Here is a 20,607-nt window from a genome sequence, read left to right as displayed (position 1 = left end):
CGCCCGGCCTTTCTCGTCTGGATGTCGATCCGATCGTGGCCGGGCCACGATCGGGGGTGGGATCAGGGCTTGGGCGCCGTGGCCGGGGCGGCGGCACCGGCCGCGTTCTGCTGCTCGAGCTTCTTGCGCATGTCGTCGCTGCGCTTCTCCAGCTCGGACTGGAGCTTCTTCTGCTGCTCTTCCAGCACCTTCGGATCGATGGCCGGGCCGTCGAAGGCCTTACCGAAGCCGGCGAGCGGGACCGCGAAGGTGACCTCGCGCTGGGTCTGGTTCTGGACGCTGACGTTGAGGGTGGTGCCCTTCTTCATCGCGTTGACGACGTCGTTGCTCACGCCGCCGGCCTCGGCGAAGCAGCCGTTGGGGAAGCAGACGGCGAACTTGCCCGCCGTCGCCTGCTGGCCGTCGACGGTGAAGCGGATGCCCGGCGACAGGAGCAGGCCGAGCGGCAGCAGGTAGCGCACCACGCGCACGCTCTGCTGGGCGTTCTTCATGTCGTAGACGGCGACGGCGAGCACGGGCTGGCCCTGGTCGGAGACGAAGTCGCGGGTGGTGTAGCAGACGTCCGTGGCGCTCGCCTGATCCTTGCCGCAGACCTTGGTCCACTCGGTCTGGGACGGCTCGGACTTCACGTTGACGGTCTGAGGACCGGTCTGCTGCTGCGCCATGCCACCTGCGGCGGGCGCGGCCGGAGCCGCTGGCGCGGGAGCCGTCGGGGCCGCCGGCTTGGCCTTCGGGTTCTGCGCGAGCGCCGGTCCGGCAAGACCCGCCAGGGCGAGGAACGCGGCGATGCGCAGCGGGCGCGCGGGACGGTTGGCGAAGGACATCAGGTCAGACCCCTTGGAATTCAACGAACTTGGAATTCAACGAACTTGGCGTCGCGTGAATGGACTCGGCGCGGGCGAATTTGGCGTGTTGCGGACTCGCGACCGGGACAGGGGGTCCCGGTGGGTGCTCGAACGCGAAACCGGACGGTGACGACGAACCCGGCCCTGGCCGGCTCGAAGCCCCACGCCGGGATATCGGGAGGGTCCCGATCTCGCCCGAACGATTGCGCGGCCTGCTTTCCTCCGGAATGCGGCGAAGACATGACACCGGCCCGGTTCGGGCCGTCCAATGGGTCGATCGGGCCTGCCTCTTAAGGCCGGATTAACCTTAAACCTTCATGAAAGGAGGGCAGCGGGAGTTTAAGCGCACGTGTCGGCGCAGCAAGCCATCTCATCCCCCCCATCGGGCTTCGCGACCGAGGCCACCGCGCCTCGCTCCCCGGCCCCGCCCCGTCCCGCCCTGGTGAGCCCGGACGCGGGCCCTCCGGGTCCAGCGGCCGATGCACCCGGCCTCCCCTTGCGCGCGCAGCGCCTGTGCGCTCTCCTGGCCGCCACCGCCCACGCCCACCCGCAGCGCATCGCCCTCGTGGATCCGCCGGGCAAGCCCGGTTGGAGCGGCCGGCCGGCCATCGTCTGGACGTACGGGACGGCGGCCGAGATCGTGGCGCGCCTCGCTGGCGGCCTGTGCGGCTGGCGCCTGCCGACGGAGAGCCGGATCGGCGTCGCCGTATCGGACGGCGTCGAGGCCGCGCTCGCCATCCTGTCGGTGGAAGCGGCCGGCCACGTGCCGGTGCTCCTGCCCGCCCTCCTCGACGAGGACGGCCTCGTCGCCGCCGTCCAGGCCGCCGGCATCAGCGCGGTCCTGACCCAATCGCGTTTCGGCACGGCCCGTCCGGCCGAGCGTATGCGCCGGGTGGCCGCGCGGTATTTCGGCCTGCGTTACCTCGCGTCCTTCGGGCCGGACGTGCCCGATGGGGTGATCAACCTCGACGCCATGGTGGTCGAGCGGCCCGGAGGGGCTTTCGCTCCGGGACCGGGTGGTGTCGTGACCTTCGCCGGCGGCGATCCCGCCCGGCCGATGCACCGCTCCGTCGAGGCCCTCACGGCGGCCATCGCCGCCCATTGCGTCACCGCCCGGATGGCACCGGGCGACCGCCTCCTCACCCTCCTGCCGGGCAGCGATCTGCGCGGCCTCGTCACCGGCCTCGGCGCCGCCCTGATGGCGGGTGCGAGCTTCGAACCCCTGCCGATGTTCGACGCGGCGCGCTTCGCCGAAGCCCTGGCACGGCCGGTGACGACTCACCTCGTGGTGCCGGCGCCCTTGGAGGCCAATCTCGCCGCGAGCCGCCTCCCCGCGACCGTGGCCAGCATCGTCCTGGCCCACCGCGCCCCGGCCCGCTTGCCGCCGCACCGGCTCTCCCCGCGATCGCACGGGGCCACGGTGATCGACGTGGTCGCCTTCGAGGAGACGGCGCTGCTCACGGGAGCGCGCCCCGATGGCGACGTCGCCCTGATCCTGGCGGCACCCGAGCGCGCCAATCCCCTGTCGACCCTGATGAGCCTGCGCCGCGATCCCGACGGCGCCCTCGCCTTCCGCGGTCGCGCCTGTCACGCGGGAGCGCTGCAGCGCGGCATCCCCCAGCCGGATTTCATCGACGAGTGGATGCCCTCGCCTTTCCGAACCCTCGTCGAGGCCGACCGCGCCACGCAGATCGTCCGCGATTAACGCCACCGCAGCGCTCCTCCGGGCGGAAACGGACGCGAATCGTCATAAAATCGAAGTTTGTTTTGCGGACGGGTGAACGAATCGCTGAAGATTTGTAAATTTCCGTTTTGCAACAAGCGCTTGTAGAATTTTTCCAATGTGATCGATGAGGGATCGATACCCGCCCGATGGGCTTTCAACCGATCAAACGTTACGAAAGTCCTTCTTTTCGCGCCGGCGAACCAAATCCCGTCATGTGTGTTGTCACACGGGTCCCTTTCCATGGGACGAGGGATGGATTACCGCTGACGCTCATGGGTGCGCTGCAACAGGTTCTCGTTGTCGATGATGGCCACCGCGCCATCGACCGTTCGCTGGCCGCGGAGCTCGCTGAGCTCGGCTATGCCAGTGTCACGGCTTCCCTGGAGGCCGCGCAGGACGTGCTCGCTGTGATCGCGCGCCCGGCCGCCGTCCTGCTTCAGACATCCTCCCGCGATCCCGCCTACGCCGCGTTGTCGGAGCGCCTGCGCGAGCAGATGCGCCATGCCGGCATCCCGGTCATCGTCGTGGACGAGGTGATGGCGGGCCAAGCTGGAACGCGCATCGATCTGCAGAGTGAAATCGGCCCCTACGTCCTCAACGAACCCGATCTCTGAGACCTTCGTTCGGCCGCGTCGCGCCGTCGCGGCATTGAGACAGGGCACGAGCGTCCGGCTGTAAGCCTCGATCCCAAAACAGAAAGTTCAGATTGACGGGCGCGCTTGCGAGCGCGCCCGTTTCGCGTTCCGGTGGCCTTGTCCGTTCAAGCGGCCTTGGCCTTCTTGGCGTGGGCGATCTTGGACAGTTCGCGCAGGATCGTGGTGGTGATCTTGAGCCGCTCGGGGATCGAATCGAGGTCGCGGATGAAGACGATGCTCATGTCCGGGCGCACCTTGGCGAAGGAGGCCTGACCGGCGACGAAAGCCACGAGGCCCTGCGGATTGGCGAACGACCGGTCGCGGAAGTGGATCACCACGCCCTTCGGGCCGGCCTCGACCTTCTCGACGTTGCAGTCGCGGCACAGGATCTTGATGGTGACGATCTTGAGGAGCTGCTCAACCTCCGGCGGCAGCGGCCCGAATCGGTCGATGAGCTCGGCCCCGAAGCTCTCCATCTCGGCATCGTTCTCGAGGGTCGAGAGCCGGCGGTAGAGGCCGAGGCGCACGGTGAGGTCCTCGACGTAATGCTCCGGGATCGTGACTGGGGCGCCCAGCGCGATGGTGGGCGACCACGCCTCCTCCACGGGTTCCTCGATTCCGGCCTTCAGGGCCGTCACCGCGTCTTCCAGCATCTGCTGGTAGAGTTCGTAGCCGACCTCCTTGATGTGCCCCGATTGGGCATCGCCCAGGAGGTTGCCGGCGCCGCGGATGTCGAGGTCGTGGGAGGCCAGCTGGAAGCCCGCCCCCAGGGTGTCGAGGGTCTGGAGCACGCTCAGACGCTTCTCCGCCTGCACCGTGAGGGTGCGGTTGGCGGGCGTCGTGAACAGGGCGTAGGCCCGTGCCTTGGCGCGCCCGACACGGCCGCGCAGCTGGTAGAGCTGGGCCAGACCGAACATGTCGGCCCGGTGGACGATGAGGGTGTTGGCGGTGGGGATGTCGAGGCCGGATTCGACGATCGTCGTCGAGAGCAGCACGTCGAACTTGCCCTCGTAGAAGGCCGTCATCACGTCCTCGAGCTGGCCCGCCGCCATCTGGCCATGGGCCACCGCGACCTTGGTCTCGGGCATCTCCTGGTCGAGGAAGCGCTTGACCTCGGCGAGATCCTCGATGCGCGGCACCACGTAGAACGACTGGCCGCCGCGATAGCGCTCGCGCAGCAACGCCTCGCGGACGAGGAGGGGATCGAACGGCGTTACGGAGGTGCGCACGGCGAGGCGATCCACCGGCGGCGTCGCGATGATGGAGAGCTCGCGCACTCCCGTCATGGCGAGCTGCAGGGTGCGGGGAATCGGGGTCGCCGAGAGGGTGAGCACGTGGACATCCGCCTGGAGCGCCTTGAGGCGCTCCTTGTGCGCCACGCCGAAATGCTGCTCCTCGTCGACGATGATGAGGCCGAGATCCTTGAAGGCGACGTTCTTGGCGAGCAAGGCGTGGGTGCCGACCACGATGTCGACGGTACCGGCGGCGATGCCGGCCCGGTTCTGCTTCATCTCGGCGGCGGGCACGAAGCGGGACAGCTGGGCGACGTTGACCGGCAGCCCCTTGAAGCGCTCGGCGAAGGTGCGGAAGTGCTGGCGCGCGAGCAGGGTGGTGGGCACCACCACGGCCACCTGCTTGCCGCCCATGGCGCCCGCGAAGGCGGCGCGCAGGGCCACCTCGGTCTTGCCGAAGCCGACATCGCCGCAGACGAGGCGGTCCATGGGCCGGCCGGCATTGAGGTCGGTCAGCACCGCGTCGATGGCGTTGGCCTGATCCTCGGTCTCGTTGAAGGCGAAGCGCGCGGCGAACTCGCCGTAGAGCCCGTCCGGCGCCGCCAAGCGCGGGGCCTGACGCACGAAGCGCTCGGCCGCGACCTTGATGAGCTGCCCCGCCATCTCGAGGATGCGCTTCTTCATCTTGGCCTTGCGGGCCTGCCAGGCGCCGCCGCCGAGCCGGTCGAGGGCGACCTCCGCGTCCTCCGAGCCGTAGCGCGTCAGGAGTTCGATGTTCTCCACGGGCAGGAGCAGCAGGCCGCCGGCATACTGGATCTCGAGGCAATCGTGGGGGGCGCCCGCCGCCGTCACGGTCTTCAGGCCGACGAACCGGCCGATGCCGTGGTCGGCATGGACCACGAGGTCGCCGGGCTGGAGGGCCTGCACCTCCAGGATGATGTCCTGCGGGCGCTTGGCCTTGCGCTTCTGGCGCACCAGCCGGTCGCCGAGGATGTCGCCTTCCGAGATCACCGCGAGCTTGTCGACGACGAAGCCGGATTCGAGGCCCCACACCGCCACCGCAACGTCGGTGCCGCGCTTGAGCGCGTTCACCGCCGTGAGGGTGTTGATGGCGATGGGCTTCTTCAACCCGTGATCGGAGAGCACGCTGCACAGGCGGTCGCGCGAGCCGTCGGACCAGGATCCGAGGATCACGTGATGACCGGATCCCTGGAGATCCTTCACGTGGGCCACCGCCGCGTCGAACACGCTGGCGGCTTCGTCCGCGCGCTCGGCCGCGAAGGTGCGCCCGGCCTTGCCCTCGCAGTCGATGGTCAGTCGCTCCGGGCTCTCCGGGATCGCGAACGGCGAGAGCCGGGCGACAGACGCCGCCGCCACCCGGTCGCGCCACTCGTTCGGGGTCAGGTAGAGGGCGGAGGGCTTGAGGGGCTTGTAGGGCGCGACGCCGGGGGACGGGGTCTTCATCGCCTCGGCGCGGGCGTCGTAATAATCGCGGATCAGGGTGAGGCGCTCGCCCGCCGCCTCGTCCACCTGCGCGTCGAACACCATCGGCACCCCGGCGACGTAGTCGAACAGGGTGTCGAGGTGGTCGTAGAACAGGGGCATCCAGTGTTCGAGGCCGGCGTAGCGCCGGCCCTCGCTGATGGTCTCGTAGAGCCGGTCGTCGCGGGTCGCGGCGCCGAAGCTGCCGATATAGCCCTGGCGGAAGCGCCGGATGGTCTCGGTGGTGAGCTGCACCTCGCTCATGGGCACGAGATCGAGGGAGCGCAGTTGCCCGATGGTGCGCTGGGTCTCGGGATCGAAGGCGCGGATCGATTCGAGGGTGTCGCCGAAGAAATCGAGGCGGATGGGGTTGGGCAGCCCCGGCGGCGACAGGTCGAGGATGCCGCCGCGCACGGCGTATTCGCCGGTGTCGCGCACGGTGCCGGTGCGCAGGAAGCCGTTGGCCTCGACCCAGGCGGTGACCTGATCCATCGGCACCACGTTGCCGATGGCGGCCGAGAAGGTCTCGACGGCGATCTTTTCTCTGGGAGGCACCCTCTGGATCAGGGCGTTGACGGTGGTGCAGAGGATGCGCGGCTGCTCCTCCGACGAGCGCGAGCGGGACAGGCGCGACAGGGCCGTCATGCGCTGGGCCGCGATGGCGGCGTTGGGCGAGACCCGGTCGTAGGGCTGGCAATCCCAGGCCGGCACGCTCATCGTCTCGATCTCGGGGGCGACGAACTTCAGGGCGTTGACGAAGGCCGCCGAGCGCCCGGAATCGCGCGCGACGTGGACGAGGACCGCCGGCCCCTCGAAGCCGCGACTGAGCGCCCGGGCGAGGTCCGCCACCACGACGGCGTCGAACCCTTCCGGCACATTGGCGAGGGTCGGGCTGTCGCCGCGCTTGAGCGCCTCCAGCGCCCGGGCCAGGGGCCCGGATTTCGGCAGGGCGAAGCGCGCCACGGGGGGCTTCGGGGCGGGCGCGGGGGCTTTGGGCTGAGGTTTGGCCATCGGGTCGGTGATTTGAACTCGTTCGGTGGACGATGCGCACCGCGCCCTCGCCCTTCAGGGAAGGGAGCGAGGGTGGAAAGGCTGATCCGTGTGGGCGCGTAGGCCCTAATGAATCGGCGCGTCGTGCTTATGGAACGCCTTGAGGCGGCGGTACACGGGGGTATCGTAGTTCTGCGGCGTCTCGTCCTCGCCCGTGAGCCAGCGGAACAGGTCGCGGTCGGGCACCTCAATGAGCGCCTCGAACAGGGTCAGCTCCTCGTCCGTCAGGGTTCCGATCTCCGCATCGGCGAAACGGCCCATGATGAGGTCCATCTCGCGGATGCCGCGGTGCCAGGCGCGGAAGAGGGTGCGGCGGCGGCGCGGATCGAGGTCCGCGCTGGTGCGGGTGGTTCCGGACATGGGTTGCCTGTGATGCTGCGATCCGGGGATGACAGGATCTCGGGATCCTCGGATCGAAGGATCCCGGTCCGTCCGATGCGGCATCCGCACCGGGACCGGTCCGTCCAGGATGTATATAGAAGCCCCGCGCCGCGTCACCATCCCGCCCGGTGCCTGCGCCAACCTCTTAAGACAGGCGCCGTAGCGTCCGCGAAAACCGCCCTCGCCCGAGCCGCATGACCGACGACGCCCGCCCCGCCCCCCTGCGCCCCGCCATCCTCGATCCGCTCTTCGCGCCCGCGCGCGGCCTGCCGGGGATCGGCCCGAAGATGGCGCCGATGATCGAGCGCCTGCTCGGTACCCCGGAGCAGCCCGCCCGCATCGTCGATCTGCTGTTCCACCTGCCCCAGGGCGGCGTGGTGCGAAAGCTGCTCGGCTCCATCGCCGAGGCGCCGCCGGGCGAGCCGGTGACGCTCGGCGTCACCGTGACGGGCTATCGTCCGCCGCAGCCGGGTGCCGGCCGGCGGCCCTACCGGGTGCTGGTGGAGGACGCCACGGGCGACATCACCCTGGTGTTCTTCGGCATGCCGGGCCCCCGCGTGGAGAAGATGCTGCCGCTGGGCGCCCACCGCTACATCACCGGCCGCATCGACCTCTACGATGGGCATCGCCAGATGGTGCATCCCTCGCGCATCATCGACGAGGCGGCGCTCGCCGCCCTCCCCGCCGTGGAACCGGTCTACGGCGCCACGGAGGGGCTGACCTCCCGGGCGATCTCGAAACTGGCGCATGCCGCCTTGGAGCGCCTGCCGGTGCTGCCCGAGTGGCAGGATCCGGCCTGGCTGGCCCGCGAAAATTGGCCCGCCTTCGCCGACGCCCTGCGGGCCGAGCACCGCCCGGAGAACGCCCCGCCCCCCGTGCCCGAGGGGGCGGCGGCTGCCCCGCGCCCGCCCGCCCGCCAGCGCCTCGCCTACGACGAGCTCCTGGCCTCGCAGCTCGCGCTCGCGCTCCTACGCGCCCGCAACCGCCGCGCGCCGGGCCGGGCCAATGCCGGCGACGGTCATCTCGTGGACCGGATCGAGGCCGCCCTGCCCTTCGGGCTCACGGGCGCGCAGAAACGGGCGGTGGCGGAGATCCGGGCCGACCTCGCCTCCGACCGGCGGATGCTGCGCCTGCTCCAGGGCGATGTCGGCTCGGGCAAGACGGCGGTGGCGCTGCTCGCCATGGCGTCCGCCATCGAGGTCGGCCGGCAGGCCGCCCTGATGGCCCCCACCGAAATCCTCGCCCGCCAGCATTTCGAGCGCCTCGGCCCCATGGCCGGGACGTTGCGCCTGCGCCTCCTCACCGGGCGCGACCGGGCGGCCGAGCGCCGGGCGACGCTGGCCGCCCTCGCGGCGGGCGAGGTCGACATCGTGGTCGGCACCCACGCCCTGTTCCAGGACAGCGTGGTCTTTGCCGATCTCGGTGTGGCGGTGGTGGACGAGCAGCACCGCTTCGGCGTCCACCAGCGCCTGGCGCTCGGCGCCAAGGGCCAGGCCGTGGACATCCTCGTGATGACCGCGACCCCGATCCCCCGCACCCTGGCGCTCACCTGCTTTGGCGACATGGACGTCTCGGTCCTCGACGAGAAGCCCGCCGGGCGCCAGCCCATCGTCACCCGCCTCGTCTCCACCGATCGCCTCGACGAGGTGGTGGCGGCCCTGGGCCGGGCGCTGGCGGCGGGCGACCGGGTCTACTGGATCTGTCCCCTCGTGGCGGAATCCGAGTTCGTCGATCTCGCGGCGGCCGAAGAGCGGTTCGAGGATCTGCGTCACAGCTTCGGCGACGCGGTGGGCCTCATCCACGGCAAGATGCCGGGGCCGGACAAGGACGCCGCCATGGAGCGGTTCGCGGCGGGCGAGACGCGGATCCTCGTCTCCACCACCGTGGTCGAGGTCGGCGTCGACGTGCCGGAGGCGACCATCATGGTCATCGAGCATGCCGAGCGATTCGGCCTCGCCCAGCTCCACCAGCTGCGCGGCCGCGTCGGCCGGGGCTCACGCGCGTCCACCTGCCTCCTGCTCTATCGCGGCCCCCTCGGACAGGTCTCGCGGGCGCGCCTGGAGATGATGCGCGAGACCGAGGACGGCTTTCGCATCGCGGAGGAAGATCTGCGCCTGCGCGGCGAAGGTGAGGTCCTCGGCACCCGCCAGTCCGGCATGGCGGCCTTCCGTCTCGCCAACCTCGAAAGCGACGCCGCCCTGCTGCAGGTCGCCCGCGACGACGCCCAACTCATGGTCCAGCGCGATCCCGGTCTGAAGAGCCCACGCGGACAGGCCCTGCGGGTGCTGCTCTACCTGTTCGAGCGCGACGCCGCGATCCGGCTCCTCGGCGCCGGATAGGATCCCATCCCGCCAAATTCGTGAGTTGGCTCATGAACTTGGCGTCAACGTCTCGGGGTTACGGGTCGCCCCGGAAAACGAGATTGGGGACCATGCCGATCGAGAGCACAGGGTTGAGTTCCACGTCCCTGATCGAGCGCTGGCAGGCGGCGCGACGGCCGGGTGAGGACCTTCCCTCCTACGAGGCCGTGGTTCTCGGCAATCTCGGACGCCACGCCGATCACGCCGCCCTCGTCGCCACCCAGGCGGGGCAACCGCACGACATCCTGTGGAGCGGCGCCCGCTTCCTCGCCTGGCTCAATCGGGATTTCGGGGCTCCGCGCGGGGGCGAGACACCCGCGATTCAGCGCTTCGCCGTCACCGACCTCAGCGAGGACGTCCGCCAGCCCCTGCACGAAGTGGTGGAACGGGCCCTGGCGCTTCGTGGCCCGGCTCGCACGCGGTGCGACCGCGTCCATGACGGGATCGTCACCAGCATCGAGTTCCTCGGCCTGCCCCTGACACGCCTGGACGAGGCGCCCCTGGTGCTCCTCAGCCTCGTCGGCACCCAGTCCCGCTACGATCTCGTCAAGGCGATGTTCGGGGCGACCGACCAGGGGATGCTGGCCCTCAGCACCATTCGTAGCGGCAACGGGCGGGTGAGCGATTTCAAGGTCGTGGCGGCGAACGAGGGGGCGGCTCGCCTCCTCGGCACCACCATCTCCGCTCTGCAATGGCAGCGCCTGACCCGGGTCTCCGCGCGCTTGACCCAGAGCGACGTCCTCGCTCGCCTGATCGGCGTCATCGCGTCGGAGCGCCGGGACGTCTTCGAGGTCAGCCTGACGGGGGGCGACGGGTGCGAGCTGCACCTCAAGATCGAGGCCGGCTGCATCGGCGAACTCCTGGCCCTGACCTTCGTGGATGTCGGGGACCTCAAGGCCCGCGAGGCGTCCGCCCGCCTCCTGTTCGAGAACAACCCCCTGCCCATGTGGCTGATCGATCGCGACACCCATCGCTTCCTGGCGGTGAACGACGCGGCCCTGGCCCATTACGGCTACAGCCTCGAGCGCTTCCACGGCATGACCCTGGCTGACCTCGAGCCCATGGTCACCGGCCCCGTGCCGGCCCCGGACGAGCTCTACGGTCCCACCGCGCCGCGGACGCACCGGCGGGCGGACGGGTCGCGCATCGAGGTGACGCTGTTCGAGCGGGTCCTCGATGTTCACGGCCGTGCCGCCGTGCTGACGGCGGTGATCGACGTGACCGAGCGCCGCCGGGCCGAAGCGCGCATCGCCCACATGGCGCACCACGACGCCCTGACCGACCTGCCCAACCGCGTCCTGTTCCGGGCGCGGTTGGGCGATGCCATCGTCCGCCAGCGGCAGACCGGCACCGGGGCCCTGGTGCTGTTCCTCGACCTCGACCACTTCAAGACCGTTAACGACACCCTGGGTCATTCCGCCGGAGACGACCTGCTGCGTGGCGTGACCGAGCGCCTGGCGGCGTGCCTGGAGGACGGAGACCTCATCGCCCGCATGGGGGGCGACGAATTCGCGATCCTGGCGGAGCGCGAGGTTTCGGCCGGGGCCCTGTCGGCCCGCCTCATCGAGGCCGTGAGCCGGCCGTTCGCAATCCAGGGGCAGGAGGTCCGCGTCGGCGTCAGCATCGGTGTCGCGCGCCTGCCGCAGGACGGCACCGACCCAGATCGACTGCTGCGCAACGCCGATCTCGCCCTCTACGGGGCCAAGGGGGCCGGCCGGAACCGGCATCACTGCTTCACCCTCGCGATGGAGGCCGAGATCCAGACCCGGCGGGCCCTGGAGCAGGATCTGCGCGCCGCCTTCGCGGCGGATGGTCTCGAGATCTACTATCAACCTGTGCTGCTGGCCGCCTCCGGGCGGCTCGCGGGGTTCGAGGCGCTCCTGCGCTGGCGCCACCCCGAGCGCGGCTTCATCTCCCCCACCGAGTTCGTCCCCATGGCCGAGGAGACCGGCCTCATCGACCCCATCGGCGAATGGATCCTGCGCACGGCCTGTGCCGAAGCGGCCTCCTGGCCGGCACCCCTGCGAGTCGCCGTGAACCTCTCCCCGGTCCAGTTCCGGAATCGCGGTCTCGTCGACACGGTGCGGCGGGTGCTGGCGGAGACCGGGCTCGCGCCGGATCGCCTCGAGCTCGAGATCACCGAGACCGTGCTTCTGGCCGAGAACGCGGCCAACCTCGCGGCCCTGCACCAGCTCAGGGCGCTGGGCACGCGCATCGCCATGGACGATTTCGGAACGGGCTATTCGTCGCTCGGCTATCTGCGGTCGTTCCCCTTCGACCGCATCAAGATCGACCGCTCGTTCGTGAGCGAGATGGAGACCCATCCGGAGGCCGCCGCCATCGTCCGGGCCATCGTCGACCTCGGGGCCAGCCTCGGGATCCTCACCACCGCGGAGGGCATCGAGACGGACGGGCAGTTCCAGCGCCTGCGGGCGGCCGGGTGCGACGAGGTCCAGGGCTTCCTGTTCGGTCGGCCGATGCCCGTCGGCCGGGCCCGGTGGCTGATCGGCGAGGCGGCCGTCGAGACGGTGCCCGTTCGACGCGCGGTCTGATCCGGCCTCCCTTCAGGCCTCGGTCCTCTGGGGAGCGGGCGCCGGGGCGTCCTCCCCCCGCGCGGCGCGCAGGGTCGCGGCCATGGCCTGGATCCGCGCATGCGGGTCGTCGGGCTGGATCACACCCGCCGACATGACGAGCTTGGCCGCGTCGTCGACGCTCATGGCGATCTCCACGATGTCGCGGCGCGGCAGGTAGAAGAAGAACCCCGTGGTCGGGTTCGGCGCGCAGGGCAGGAACACCCCGACATGGTCGCCGCCAGGCGCCAGCGCGTTCTGCACGTCGGGGGCGGCCGGGGCCGAGAGGAACACCACCGACCACGTGCCCTTCACCGGGAACTCGACGAGGCCGACCGTGCGGAACGAGGTGCCGTTGGCGGAAAACAGCGTCTCGAAGATCTGCCGCAGGCCCTTGTACAGGCCGGAGATCACCGGAGTGCGCGCGAGCAGCACCTCGCCGAACTCGACGACGCTGCGGCCGACGAGGTTGGCTGTGAGGAAACCGAGCAGGGTCACGGCCAGGAAGGCGATGAGGAGGCCGAGGCCTGGGATCGAGAACGGCAGGTAATGGTCGGGCAGGTAGCTCGCCGGCACCAGGGGCTTCACCCAGCCGTCGATGAGGCTGATGAACCACCAGGTGATGTAGATGGTGATGGCGAGCGGCCCGGAAACGATGATGCCGGTGAGGAAGTAGGTCCGCAACCGCCCGCGCGCGCTGACCCGTGGGCGGGCACCGGCGGGGTCTGGTTCGGGGACCGGCGGAATGAGTGTCGCCACGGATGCACTTTCGGCCGTGGGGAACGGCGCGCGAGGATCGTCGGCCGGCCCCGGCCCCCCTTTGGCTAGAGGTAGCCCCTGCGGGGGCCGGGCTCAAGGCCGGCCCCCCGGCCGGGCTCAAGGCCGGCCCCCCGGCCTGTCGCTCAGTGTCGGGTCGGACGCTCCGTCAGGGCGTGCGCGAGGAAGAACCGCACCATCTCGGCGCTGGCGTCCGGCCCGCGCGGATCGGTGTAGGAGCCGTCCGGGCTGCCGCCCGACCAGGCGTGGCCGGTGCCGTGCAGGAGCCAGTGCTCCAGCACCGAGCGCCCGCTCTCCTCGGTCCGGACCGTACGGGTGTAGCGCGTGCCGCCCGGCGCCGTGCCCTGCGTCACCGTGGTGCCGAGCGCCGGGGCGGCCGTGGTTTGGGTGGGTGTGGCTTGGGCGATCACCCGTTCGCCGTTGACGGGATGGACCGTGCGGTCGCCGTCGCCGTGGAACACGATGGTGGGCACGGCGGGGCCGTCGCCGCGAGGCTGGACCGCCCCGCCCCCGTTCATGGCCGCGAAGGCGGAGGGCATGTCGCGCGCCGCCCCGCAGGCGAGGCCCGAGTGGACGCCGACCGCCGCGAACAGGTCGGGATAAGTCGCGGCCATGATGGCAGCGGCCGCCCCGCCCGCCGAGAGGCCGGCGACGTAGACGCGGGTGTCGTCGCCGCCGAACTCGGCCAGGACCGCCCGGGCGATGCCGGCGATGAGGGCCGGCTCGCCGCCCTCCCGCTGCTGGTCCCCGGCGCTGAACCAGTTCCAGCATTTCTGTGCGTTGGCGGAAGGGGGCTGCTCCGGATAGGCCACGAGGAAGCCCTGCGCCTCGGCGAGCGCGTTCATGCGGGTGCCGGCGGCGAAGTCGTCGGCCGATTGGGTGCAGCCGTGGAGCATCACGATCACCGGCCGTCTCGTCTCCGCCCGACCGCTCGGCACGTAGACCTTGTAGTCGCGGGCCCCCGTCGCGCCGGTGAAGCGGCGCGTCTCGAAGCGCGCCCCCTCGGGCACGGGAACCGGCTTCGCGGCGGGGCGGCGCCCGAATCCCTGACCCAATCCCTTGCCGAGCCCTTCGAGGTTCGGCATCGCGCCCGCCAAGCCGCCGGCCTGGCCGCCGGACTTGGCGAAGCGCTCGGTCAGGCCGCGCAGGGTTTGTGCGAGATCGGAGTGCGGCGGCGTCGGGGCGTCCGCCTGGGCACCCGGGGCCGTCCAGGCACCGGTGGCGTCGCTCGGCGCCAGCATGTCGAGGACGGCACGCGGATCGGCCGCCTTCGGCGTCGCCGTGTCGGGCGCCGGCTTGCCCTGGAGCAGGGCCATCGCTTCGGAGAGCCGTCCGGCCTGGGTGAGGCGGGTGACGGCGGCCATGTCGATGGCGGGGAAATGACTTGTGGTGAACGAGCCCATGAACCGGGTTCCTTGTCGGTGGGAGATCAGGCGATGCGGTCGGCCAAAGCCGCCTTGACGGCCGGGCTCGCCTGGAAGGCGCCGAGCACCTGCACGGAGGCGATGGCCGCGCGGGCGAGGTCGGGTGTGACGTCGGGGGCGATGCTGGCGAGGCCGAGCACCTGGATGTGGAGCGGCGTGCCGGCGTCGCGCGCCGCCTCGAGGGCGGCGCGGCTGTAATGCGACAGGCCGAGTTCGAGCCCCTTGCGGGCGACGGACTGGCGCACGGCCTCGCCCTGGCGTTCGAGCTGATTGCGCACGGCGGTGCGGATGAAGTCGGCCCGGTTGGCGAAGAAACCGTCGCGGACCATCAGGTCGATGTGCCCGAGGTCGACGAAGCCGAGATTGACCGTGACCTTCTCGCTGTCGGGCAGCTTCGGCCGCAGGGCGTGAACGTTGTCTTCCATCTCTCGAACCCCCTCAGACCATCCGGTTGGATGGTCTGAAGATGGTAATAGGATGGGGAAGTGCAAGGGCAGACATGCGAACGCCCTCGAAGCGATCCTGTGCCGGTCGCGCCGAGGGCGCCTGTCTGGGGGACTGTCCGGCCTCGCGAGGCCGACGGGCTACTCCACCGTCACGGATTTCGCGAGGTTGCGCGGCTGATCCACGTCTTTCCCCATGAACACCGCCGTGTGGTAGGCGATGAGCTGGATCGGCACGGCGTAGACGATGGGGGCCACGACCGCGTCGCAATCCGGCATGGTCACGGTGGCCAGGGTCTCGAGGCCCGCCGCCGCGGCGCCCTTGGCGTCGCCGATGAGGATGATGCGCCCGCCCCGTGCCGCCACCTCCTGCATGTTCGACACGGTTTTCTCGAAGATCGCGTCATGGGGCGCGATGACGATGACCGGCACGCTCTCGTCGATGAGGGCGATGGGGCCGTGCTTGAGTTCGCCCGCCGCATACCCTTCGGCGTGGATGTAGCTGATTTCCTTGAGCTTCAGGGCACCTTCCAGCGCCATCGGGTAGCTGGTGCCGCGCCCGAGATAGAGCACGTCGCGGGCCTTCGACACCTCGCGGGCGAGGATCTCGATCTCGCCCTCGCGCTTCGTCGCCTCTGCCATCAGGCCCGGCACGGTGATGAGGGCGTCGACCAGTTCCCGCTCGCGCTCGGCGCTCAGAGTGCCGCGCGCCCGGCCGGCCGCGATGGCGAGGCACAGGAGCACGGTGAGCTGGCACGAGAACGCCTTCGTGGAGGCCACCCCGATCTCGGGGCCGGCCAGCGTCGGCACGACCGCCGAGGCTTCGCGGGCGATGGTCGAGGTCGGCACGTTGACCACCGCCAGGGTGTGCTGGCCCTGGGCTTTGGCGTAGCGCAGCGAGGCGAGGGTGTCGGCGGTCTCGCCCGACTGCGAGATCACCAGGGTGAGGCCGTCGCGGTCCAGCGGCGGCTCGCGGTAGCGGGCCTCGGAGGCGACGTCGATCTCGACGGGTAGGCGTGCCAGGGTCTCGAACCAGTACTTGGCGACGAGGCCGGCGTAGTAGGCCGTGCCGCAGGCCGTGATGGACAGGCGCGAGAGTTTGCCGAAATCGAACGGCAGGTCTCCGGGCAGGGCGACGCGGCCGTTCGCGAGATCGACGTAATGGGCGAGCGTGCGGCCCACGACCTCGGGCTGCTCGTGGATCTCCTTCGCCATGAAGTGACGGTGATTGCCCTTCTCGACCCGGTAGGCCTGGGCGACGATGCGCTGGCGCGGGCGTTCGACGAGTCCGCCGTCGATGTCGTGGATGACCGCGCCGGCCCGCGACAGGACGGCCCAGTCGCCCTCTTCCAGGTAGGTGATCTCCTCGGTGAACGGCGCGAGCGCCAGGGCGTCGGAGCCGAGATAGGTCGCGCCCGCGTCGAACCCGATGGCCAGCGGAGCGCCGTGCCGCGCGCCGATGAGGAGGTCGTCGTAGCCGGAAAACAGGATGCCGAGGGCGAAGGCGCCGTGCAGGCGCGGCAGGCAGGCGGCCACGGCCTCGATGGGGCTTAAGCCCTCGTCCATGGCGCGGCTGACGAGCTGGGCCACGACCTCCGTGTCGGTCTCGCTCTCGAAGCGGACACCGAAGCCCTGCAGCTCGGCCTTCAGCTCGCGAAAGTTCTCAATGATGCCGTTATGGACCACGGCGAGGCGCGCCGTGGCGTGCGGGTGGGCGTTGGTCTCGTTGGGCCGCCCATGGGTCGCCCAGCGGGTGTGGCCGATGCCGATGGACCCGCCCAGCGGCTCGTCGCGCAGGCGCGCCTCGAGGTTGGCGAGCTTGCCCTCCGCGCGCCGGCGCTCCAGGCGCCCCTGCGTCACGGTGGCGATGCCGGCCGAATCGTAACCGCGATACTCGAGCCGCCGCAGGGCTTCCACGAGCTGCCCGGCCACGGCGTCCCGTCCGACGATGCCAACGATTCCGCACATGGGTCGTGTCTCTCACAAACGGGCCGCCGGCCAAAGACCGCCGGGATGCGCCTCGCAAACCCCGGCTTGTACCGGATCGGAACGGGCATGCCACCCGGCCCGCCCGGTCTTCGCGTCTCTCGCGAAACGCCGGTCGCCGTCCTGCGCTACGCGAGGATCGACCGAGACCGGCGTTTCATGAGGTACTTCTTACGCTCAACACCGCCGGTGATTTCTCAAGTCAAGCTTGAGGAGGCCGGACCAAGAGCTTGGAGGATCAGGATTTTGTGCGCCTAGCTTTCTCTGCGGCGAGGGCCGCGCGCTTGCCCGGTGCCCAGTTGGCGATGGTGCGCTGGCGGGCCCGCGACACGGCCAGAGCCTCATCGGCGACATCATCCGCGATCACCGAACCTGCTCCGACGATGGCCCCGGCCCCGACGCTCACGGGGGCGACGAGGGCGGTGTTCGAGCCGATGAAGGCCCCCGGCCCGATGGCGGTGCGGTGCTTGTTCACCCCGTCGTAATTGCACGTGATGGTGCCGGCCCCGATATTGGCGCCCGCGCCGATCTCGGCATCGCCGAGATAGCTCAGGTGGTTGGCCTTGGCGCCGGCGCCGAGGCGCGCGTTTTTGATCTCGACGAAGTTTCCGACCTTCGCCCCCGTCTCCAGCACCGCGCCGGGGCGCAGGCGGGCATAGGGACCGACGGCGACGCCGGGCGCCAGGGACGCGCCTTCGAGATGCGAGAAAGCATGGATCGTGCAGCCATCGCCGACGGTGACGCCGGGCCCGAACACCACGTGAGGTTCCACCAGAACGTCCCGACCCAACACCGTGTCCGCGCTCAGGAAAACCGTTTCGGGGGCGACCAGGGTCGCGCCGCCGATCTGGGCCGCGCGGCGTAGCCGGCCCTGGATCTCCGCCTCCGCCACGGCGAGCTGGACCCGGTCGTTAACCCCTTGAGCCTCGGCCTCGTCCACGGCCACCACGGCCACCATGAGGCCGTCCGCCACGGCGAGGGCCACGGCGTCGGGCAGGTAGTATTCGCCGGCCGCGTTGGCGTTGCCGATGCGCGTGAGAAGCGCGAGGGCGTGCGCGCCGGAGAGCGCCATGAGTCCCGCATTGCACAGGGTGACGGCGCGCTCGGGGGCAGTGGCATCCTTCTCCTCGCGGATGGCGACCACCCGTCCACCCTCCGTCAGCACCCGGCCGTAACCCGTGGGGGTCGGGGTGTCGAAGGCCAGGACCGCGACGGCCGCGCCGTCGGCCAGGGGCGCACGCAGACGGGCGAGGGTGGCGCCGGTGACGAGGGGGGTGTCGCCGAAGGCGACGATCACGTCGTCGTCCCCGGCTTCCAGAGCCTCGCGGGCGGCCAGCACCGCATGGGCGGTGCCGAGGCGCTCGGTCTGCGGAAACACGGCGGCGCCCGGAGCCGCCCGCTCGATCTCCCGGGCCACGGCGGCCTGCCCCGGCTCCACCACCACGGCGATGCGGCCCGCCCCCGCCGCGCGGGCGGCGGCGAGCACGTGGCCGAGCATGGTCCGCCCGGCCACGGCATGGAGGACCTTCGGCAGGTCCGAGCGCATCCGCGTGCCCTTGCCGGCGGCCAGCACGATGGCGGTGAGGCTGCGCCCGGTCGTTGTCGTCGTCGCTGCGCTCATCGGTCGATTCGCCTCCGCTTCGTTCAATGCCGGTGCGCTACTGTGCTGCCCGAGGGGCTGGCAAGGGGTCGGCGAGAGGCCGGCAACCGCTCCGCCGGACCCGCCGTCCCGAGGGGGTGAGGGCGGCCACCCGGTCGATCATGCGGGACCATGCCGCCGCCCCCGCCGCGCGGGAGAGGTTTCGGGCCGGGCTGGCCGCGGCCAAGCATGGCATCGACACCATGAACGCCTCCGTTGCCGCGTCGACGACGCGTGTTGATCTCTTCGATGTCGCACGGGTGCGACGTTTCGGCCAGGGGCCGGCAGTATTCGGACCGGTCGAACGGGATCGGTGCCGTCGGCATTTCTGTCGAACTTAACCTTCGGTTCAGGCCATCGCATGGTAAACGGCCGTGGAAGTCCGCGCTTTCTTGATCCGGCGCCGCCGCGCCCAAACGACAGGTCCCCCGTGACGCCGCCGTTCCGAGACGTCCCCGATGCCGCCGCTCCCACGACCGAGGATCCCGTAACGGCGGAGGCGGGGCGCCATACCCGCCGCGATCTCATCCGCGGCGCCGGGGCGCTCACCATCTCCGCCGTTCTGCCCGGTACGGCCCTGCCCGGTGCGGCCCTGGCCGACGATGCCCCTGCCCTCCCGGCGGCCGGCACGCCGTTCCAGGCGGGGCTCGTCACCGACCTCGCCCGGGCCCTTGCCGCGCGGGCCTACGTCGCGCCCCGCACGGACGATCTGCCCGGGGCCCTGGCCGACCTCAACCGCGAGCAATATGCCGGGATCCGCACGGCGCCGGGCAGCGCGGTCTGGGCCGAGGCCGGCCTCGGCTTCACCCTCGAGCCCCTGCATCGCGGCTCGGTGTTCCGGGACCGCGTCGCCCTGGCGCTCGTCGAGGACGGGGTGGTGCGTCCCCTGGCCTACGACCGCGCCCGGTTCGAGACGGATACCGTGCAGATCCCCACCCTCAAGGAGGATCTGGGCTATTCCGGCTTCAAGATCCGGGCCCGCTTCGACGGCGGCGAGCTCAGCGATTTCGCTTACTTTCAGGGCGCGTCGTTCTACCGCCTCATCGCCACGGGCCAGGGCTTCGGCGTCACCGCGCGCGCCCTTACCCTGCGGCCGGCCGACGCCCGGGGCGAGGAATTTCCGGAGTTCCGCGCCATCTGGATCGAGCGGCCGGGTCCCGGCGGGCCCCTCGTCGTGCACGCGCTCGTCGATTCCCCTTCCGCCACGGCGGCCCTGCGCATGAGCCTGCGCCCCGGTGCGGCCTCCCTGTGCGATGTCGAGGGCACGGTGTTCGCGCGCAACGCCATCGATCATCTCGGCCTCGGCGGCATGACCACGAGCTACCTGTTCGGCCCCTACGACCGGCGCGGGGCCGACGACGCGCGAGCCGCCGTCCATTCCTCGGGCGGCCTGCAGATCCGCACGGGCGCCAGTGAGGCGATCTGGCGCCCGGTGCGCAACCCCGAGACCCTGCAGGTCTCCTCCTTCATGGACGACGGCCCGAAAGGCTTCGGGCTGATGCAGCGGGCGCGCGACTACCGCGCCTTCCAGGACGACGTGCAGCACTGGGAGTGGCGCCCGTCCCTGTGGCTCGAACCCCTCGCGCCCTGGGGACCGGGCGCCGTGACCCTCCTCGAGATCCCGAGCGATTCCGAGTTCAACGAGAACATCCTGGCCTACTGGCGGCCGAAAGCCGGCCTCGCGGCGCGGGCCGAGCTGGCGTTCAGCTACCGCCAGCACTGGTGCTGGCAGCCGCCCGAGCCGGTGCCCGTGGCCGTGGTTTCGGGGACGCGCAGCGGACGGGGCACGACGGAGGCACGGCGCCTGTTCCTCGTGGATTTCACCGGCGAGGGCCTGGCCGAGGCCGGCGACCTGCGGACCCAGCTCTCGGTGGGGCCCGGCGCCATCGTGACGAGCCGGCTCTACCGCTACCCCGACCGCAAGACCGTCCGCGTCGCCTTCGAGCTCGATCCACGCGGCGAAAAGGCCTGCGAACTGCGCCTCGCCCTGCTACGGGACGACACGCCCCTGACCGAAACCTGGCTGTACCGTTGGACTCCGTGAACGCACCCGTGCC

General features: G+C 70.7%; 13 protein-coding genes. 5 read left to right on the top strand and 8 right to left on the bottom strand.

Annotated elements, in window-relative coordinates; translation table 11 throughout:
• Nucleotides 1-62: 62 nt before the first annotated feature.
• Nucleotides 63-824, bottom strand: a complete 762-nt coding sequence (locus MFF01_RS17360; protein ID WP_238227349.1) for an invasion associated locus B family protein — start codon at nt 822-824, stop codon at nt 63-65.
• Between the two features lie 517 nt (nt 825-1,341).
• On the opposite strand from MFF01_RS17360, the gene MFF01_RS17355 reads away from it, so the two are divergent.
• Nucleotides 1,342-2,550 (top strand): AMP-binding protein, encoded by a 1,209-nt coding sequence (locus MFF01_RS17355; RefSeq protein WP_238227346.1) that lies wholly within the window; start codon nt 1,342-1,344, stop codon nt 2,548-2,550.
• Between the two features lie 293 nt (nt 2,551-2,843).
• The gene (locus MFF01_RS17350; RefSeq protein ID WP_238227343.1) at nt 2,844-3,185 is read left to right on the top strand and encodes a response regulator; all 342 of its coding nucleotides are present in this window, start codon (nt 2,844-2,846) and stop codon (nt 3,183-3,185) included.
• Between the two features lie 146 nt (nt 3,186-3,331).
• On the opposite strand, the gene mfd is transcribed toward MFF01_RS17350, so the two are convergent.
• Both mfd and MFF01_RS17340 read right to left on the bottom strand, forming a co-directional pair.
• On the bottom strand, nt 3,332-6,931 hold the full coding sequence (gene mfd / locus MFF01_RS17345) for a transcription-repair coupling factor (protein ID WP_238227341.1): 3,600 nt from the start codon (nt 6,929-6,931) through the stop codon (nt 3,332-3,334).
• A gap of 105 nt (nt 6,932-7,036) precedes the next feature.
• Nucleotides 7,037-7,330 (bottom strand): FAD assembly factor SdhE, encoded by a 294-nt coding sequence (locus tag MFF01_RS17340; protein WP_091969628.1) that lies wholly within the window; start codon nt 7,328-7,330, stop codon nt 7,037-7,039.
• Between the two features lie 215 nt (nt 7,331-7,545).
• On the opposite strand from MFF01_RS17340, the gene recG reads away from it, so the two are divergent.
• Nucleotides 7,546-9,690, top strand: coding sequence for an ATP-dependent DNA helicase RecG (recG, locus tag MFF01_RS17335; RefSeq protein ID WP_238227340.1), 2,145 nt, complete (start codon nt 7,546-7,548; stop codon nt 9,688-9,690).
• Nucleotides 9,691-9,782: 92 nt separating this feature from the next.
• Nucleotides 9,783-12,263, top strand: a complete 2,481-nt coding sequence (locus MFF01_RS17330) for a putative bifunctional diguanylate cyclase/phosphodiesterase (protein ID WP_238227339.1) — start codon at nt 9,783-9,785, stop codon at nt 12,261-12,263.
• 12 nt (nt 12,264-12,275) lie between these two features.
• Here the strand turns inward: MFF01_RS17330 and MFF01_RS17325 are convergent, their stop codons facing one another.
• From MFF01_RS17325 to glmU, 5 genes are all read right to left on the bottom strand, one after another.
• Nucleotides 12,276-13,040: a DUF502 domain-containing protein gene (locus tag MFF01_RS17325; RefSeq protein ID WP_238227338.1), complete on the bottom strand. Its 765-nt coding sequence runs from the start codon at nt 13,038-13,040 to the stop codon at nt 12,276-12,278.
• A gap of 143 nt (nt 13,041-13,183) precedes the next feature.
• A complete protein-coding gene (locus tag MFF01_RS17320; RefSeq protein ID WP_238227337.1) occupies nt 13,184-14,461 on the bottom strand; it encodes an extracellular catalytic domain type 1 short-chain-length polyhydroxyalkanoate depolymerase in 1,278 nt (425 codons plus the stop codon).
• Between the two features lie 26 nt (nt 14,462-14,487).
• Nucleotides 14,488-14,907 (bottom strand): ribbon-helix-helix domain-containing protein, encoded by a 420-nt coding sequence (locus MFF01_RS17315; RefSeq protein WP_238227336.1) that lies wholly within the window; start codon nt 14,905-14,907, stop codon nt 14,488-14,490.
• 159 nt (nt 14,908-15,066) lie between these two features.
• Entirely contained in the window at nt 15,067-16,893 is a 1,827-nt protein-coding gene (gene glmS, locus MFF01_RS17310; protein ID WP_238227335.1) for a glutamine--fructose-6-phosphate transaminase (isomerizing), read from the bottom strand.
• A 256-nt stretch (nt 16,894-17,149) separates the two neighbouring features.
• Complete coding sequence (gene glmU, locus MFF01_RS17305) at nt 17,150-18,532, bottom strand: bifunctional UDP-N-acetylglucosamine diphosphorylase/glucosamine-1-phosphate N-acetyltransferase GlmU (protein ID WP_238227333.1); 1,383 nt, start codon at nt 18,530-18,532, stop codon at nt 17,150-17,152.
• Between the two features lie 379 nt (nt 18,533-18,911).
• Between glmU and MFF01_RS17300 the strand changes: the two genes are divergently transcribed.
• Nucleotides 18,912-20,594, top strand: a complete 1,683-nt coding sequence (locus MFF01_RS17300; protein ID WP_373319798.1) for an OpgD/OpgG family glucan biosynthesis protein — start codon at nt 18,912-18,914, stop codon at nt 20,592-20,594.
• Nucleotides 20,595-20,607: the final 13 nt, after the last annotated feature.

The organism is Methylobacterium adhaesivum, assembly GCF_022179065.1.
In the GTDB taxonomy this organism is placed as follows: Bacteria; Pseudomonadota; Alphaproteobacteria; order Rhizobiales; family Beijerinckiaceae; genus Methylobacterium; species Methylobacterium adhaesivum.
The sequence above is the reverse complement of the archived record's forward strand: the minus strand, read 5'-3'. Positions and strand labels throughout refer to the sequence as shown.

Bases quoted from the DNA above. Each gene is read 5' to 3' on its own strand.
- recG (WP_238227340.1), top strand. From the start codon at position 7,546: ATGACCGACGACGCCCGCCCCGCCCCCCTGCGCCCCGCCATCCTCGAT.
- MFF01_RS17360 (WP_238227349.1), bottom strand. From the start codon at position 824: ATGTCCTTCGCCAACCGTCCCGCGCGCCCGCTGCGCATCGCCGCGTTC.
- MFF01_RS17320 (WP_238227337.1), bottom strand. From the start codon at position 14,461: ATGGGCTCGTTCACCACAAGTCATTTCCCCGCCATCGACATGGCCGCC.
- MFF01_RS17350 (WP_238227343.1), top strand. From the start codon at position 2,844: ATGGGTGCGCTGCAACAGGTTCTCGTTGTCGATGATGGCCACCGCGCC.
- MFF01_RS17340 (WP_091969628.1), bottom strand. From the start codon at position 7,330: ATGTCCGGAACCACCCGCACCAGCGCGGACCTCGATCCGCGCCGCCGC.
- mfd (WP_238227341.1), bottom strand. From the start codon at position 6,931: ATGGCCAAACCTCAGCCCAAAGCCCCCGCGCCCGCCCCGAAGCCCCCC.
- glmS (WP_238227335.1), bottom strand. From the start codon at position 16,893: ATGTGCGGAATCGTTGGCATCGTCGGACGGGACGCCGTGGCCGGGCAG.
- MFF01_RS17330 (WP_238227339.1), top strand. From the start codon at position 9,783: ATGCCGATCGAGAGCACAGGGTTGAGTTCCACGTCCCTGATCGAGCGC.
- MFF01_RS17300 (WP_373319798.1), top strand. From the start codon at position 18,912: ATGGTAAACGGCCGTGGAAGTCCGCGCTTTCTTGATCCGGCGCCGCCG.
- MFF01_RS17315 (WP_238227336.1), bottom strand. From the start codon at position 14,907: ATGGAAGACAACGTTCACGCCCTGCGGCCGAAGCTGCCCGACAGCGAG.
- glmU (WP_238227333.1), bottom strand. From the start codon at position 18,532: ATGAGCGCAGCGACGACGACAACGACCGGGCGCAGCCTCACCGCCATC.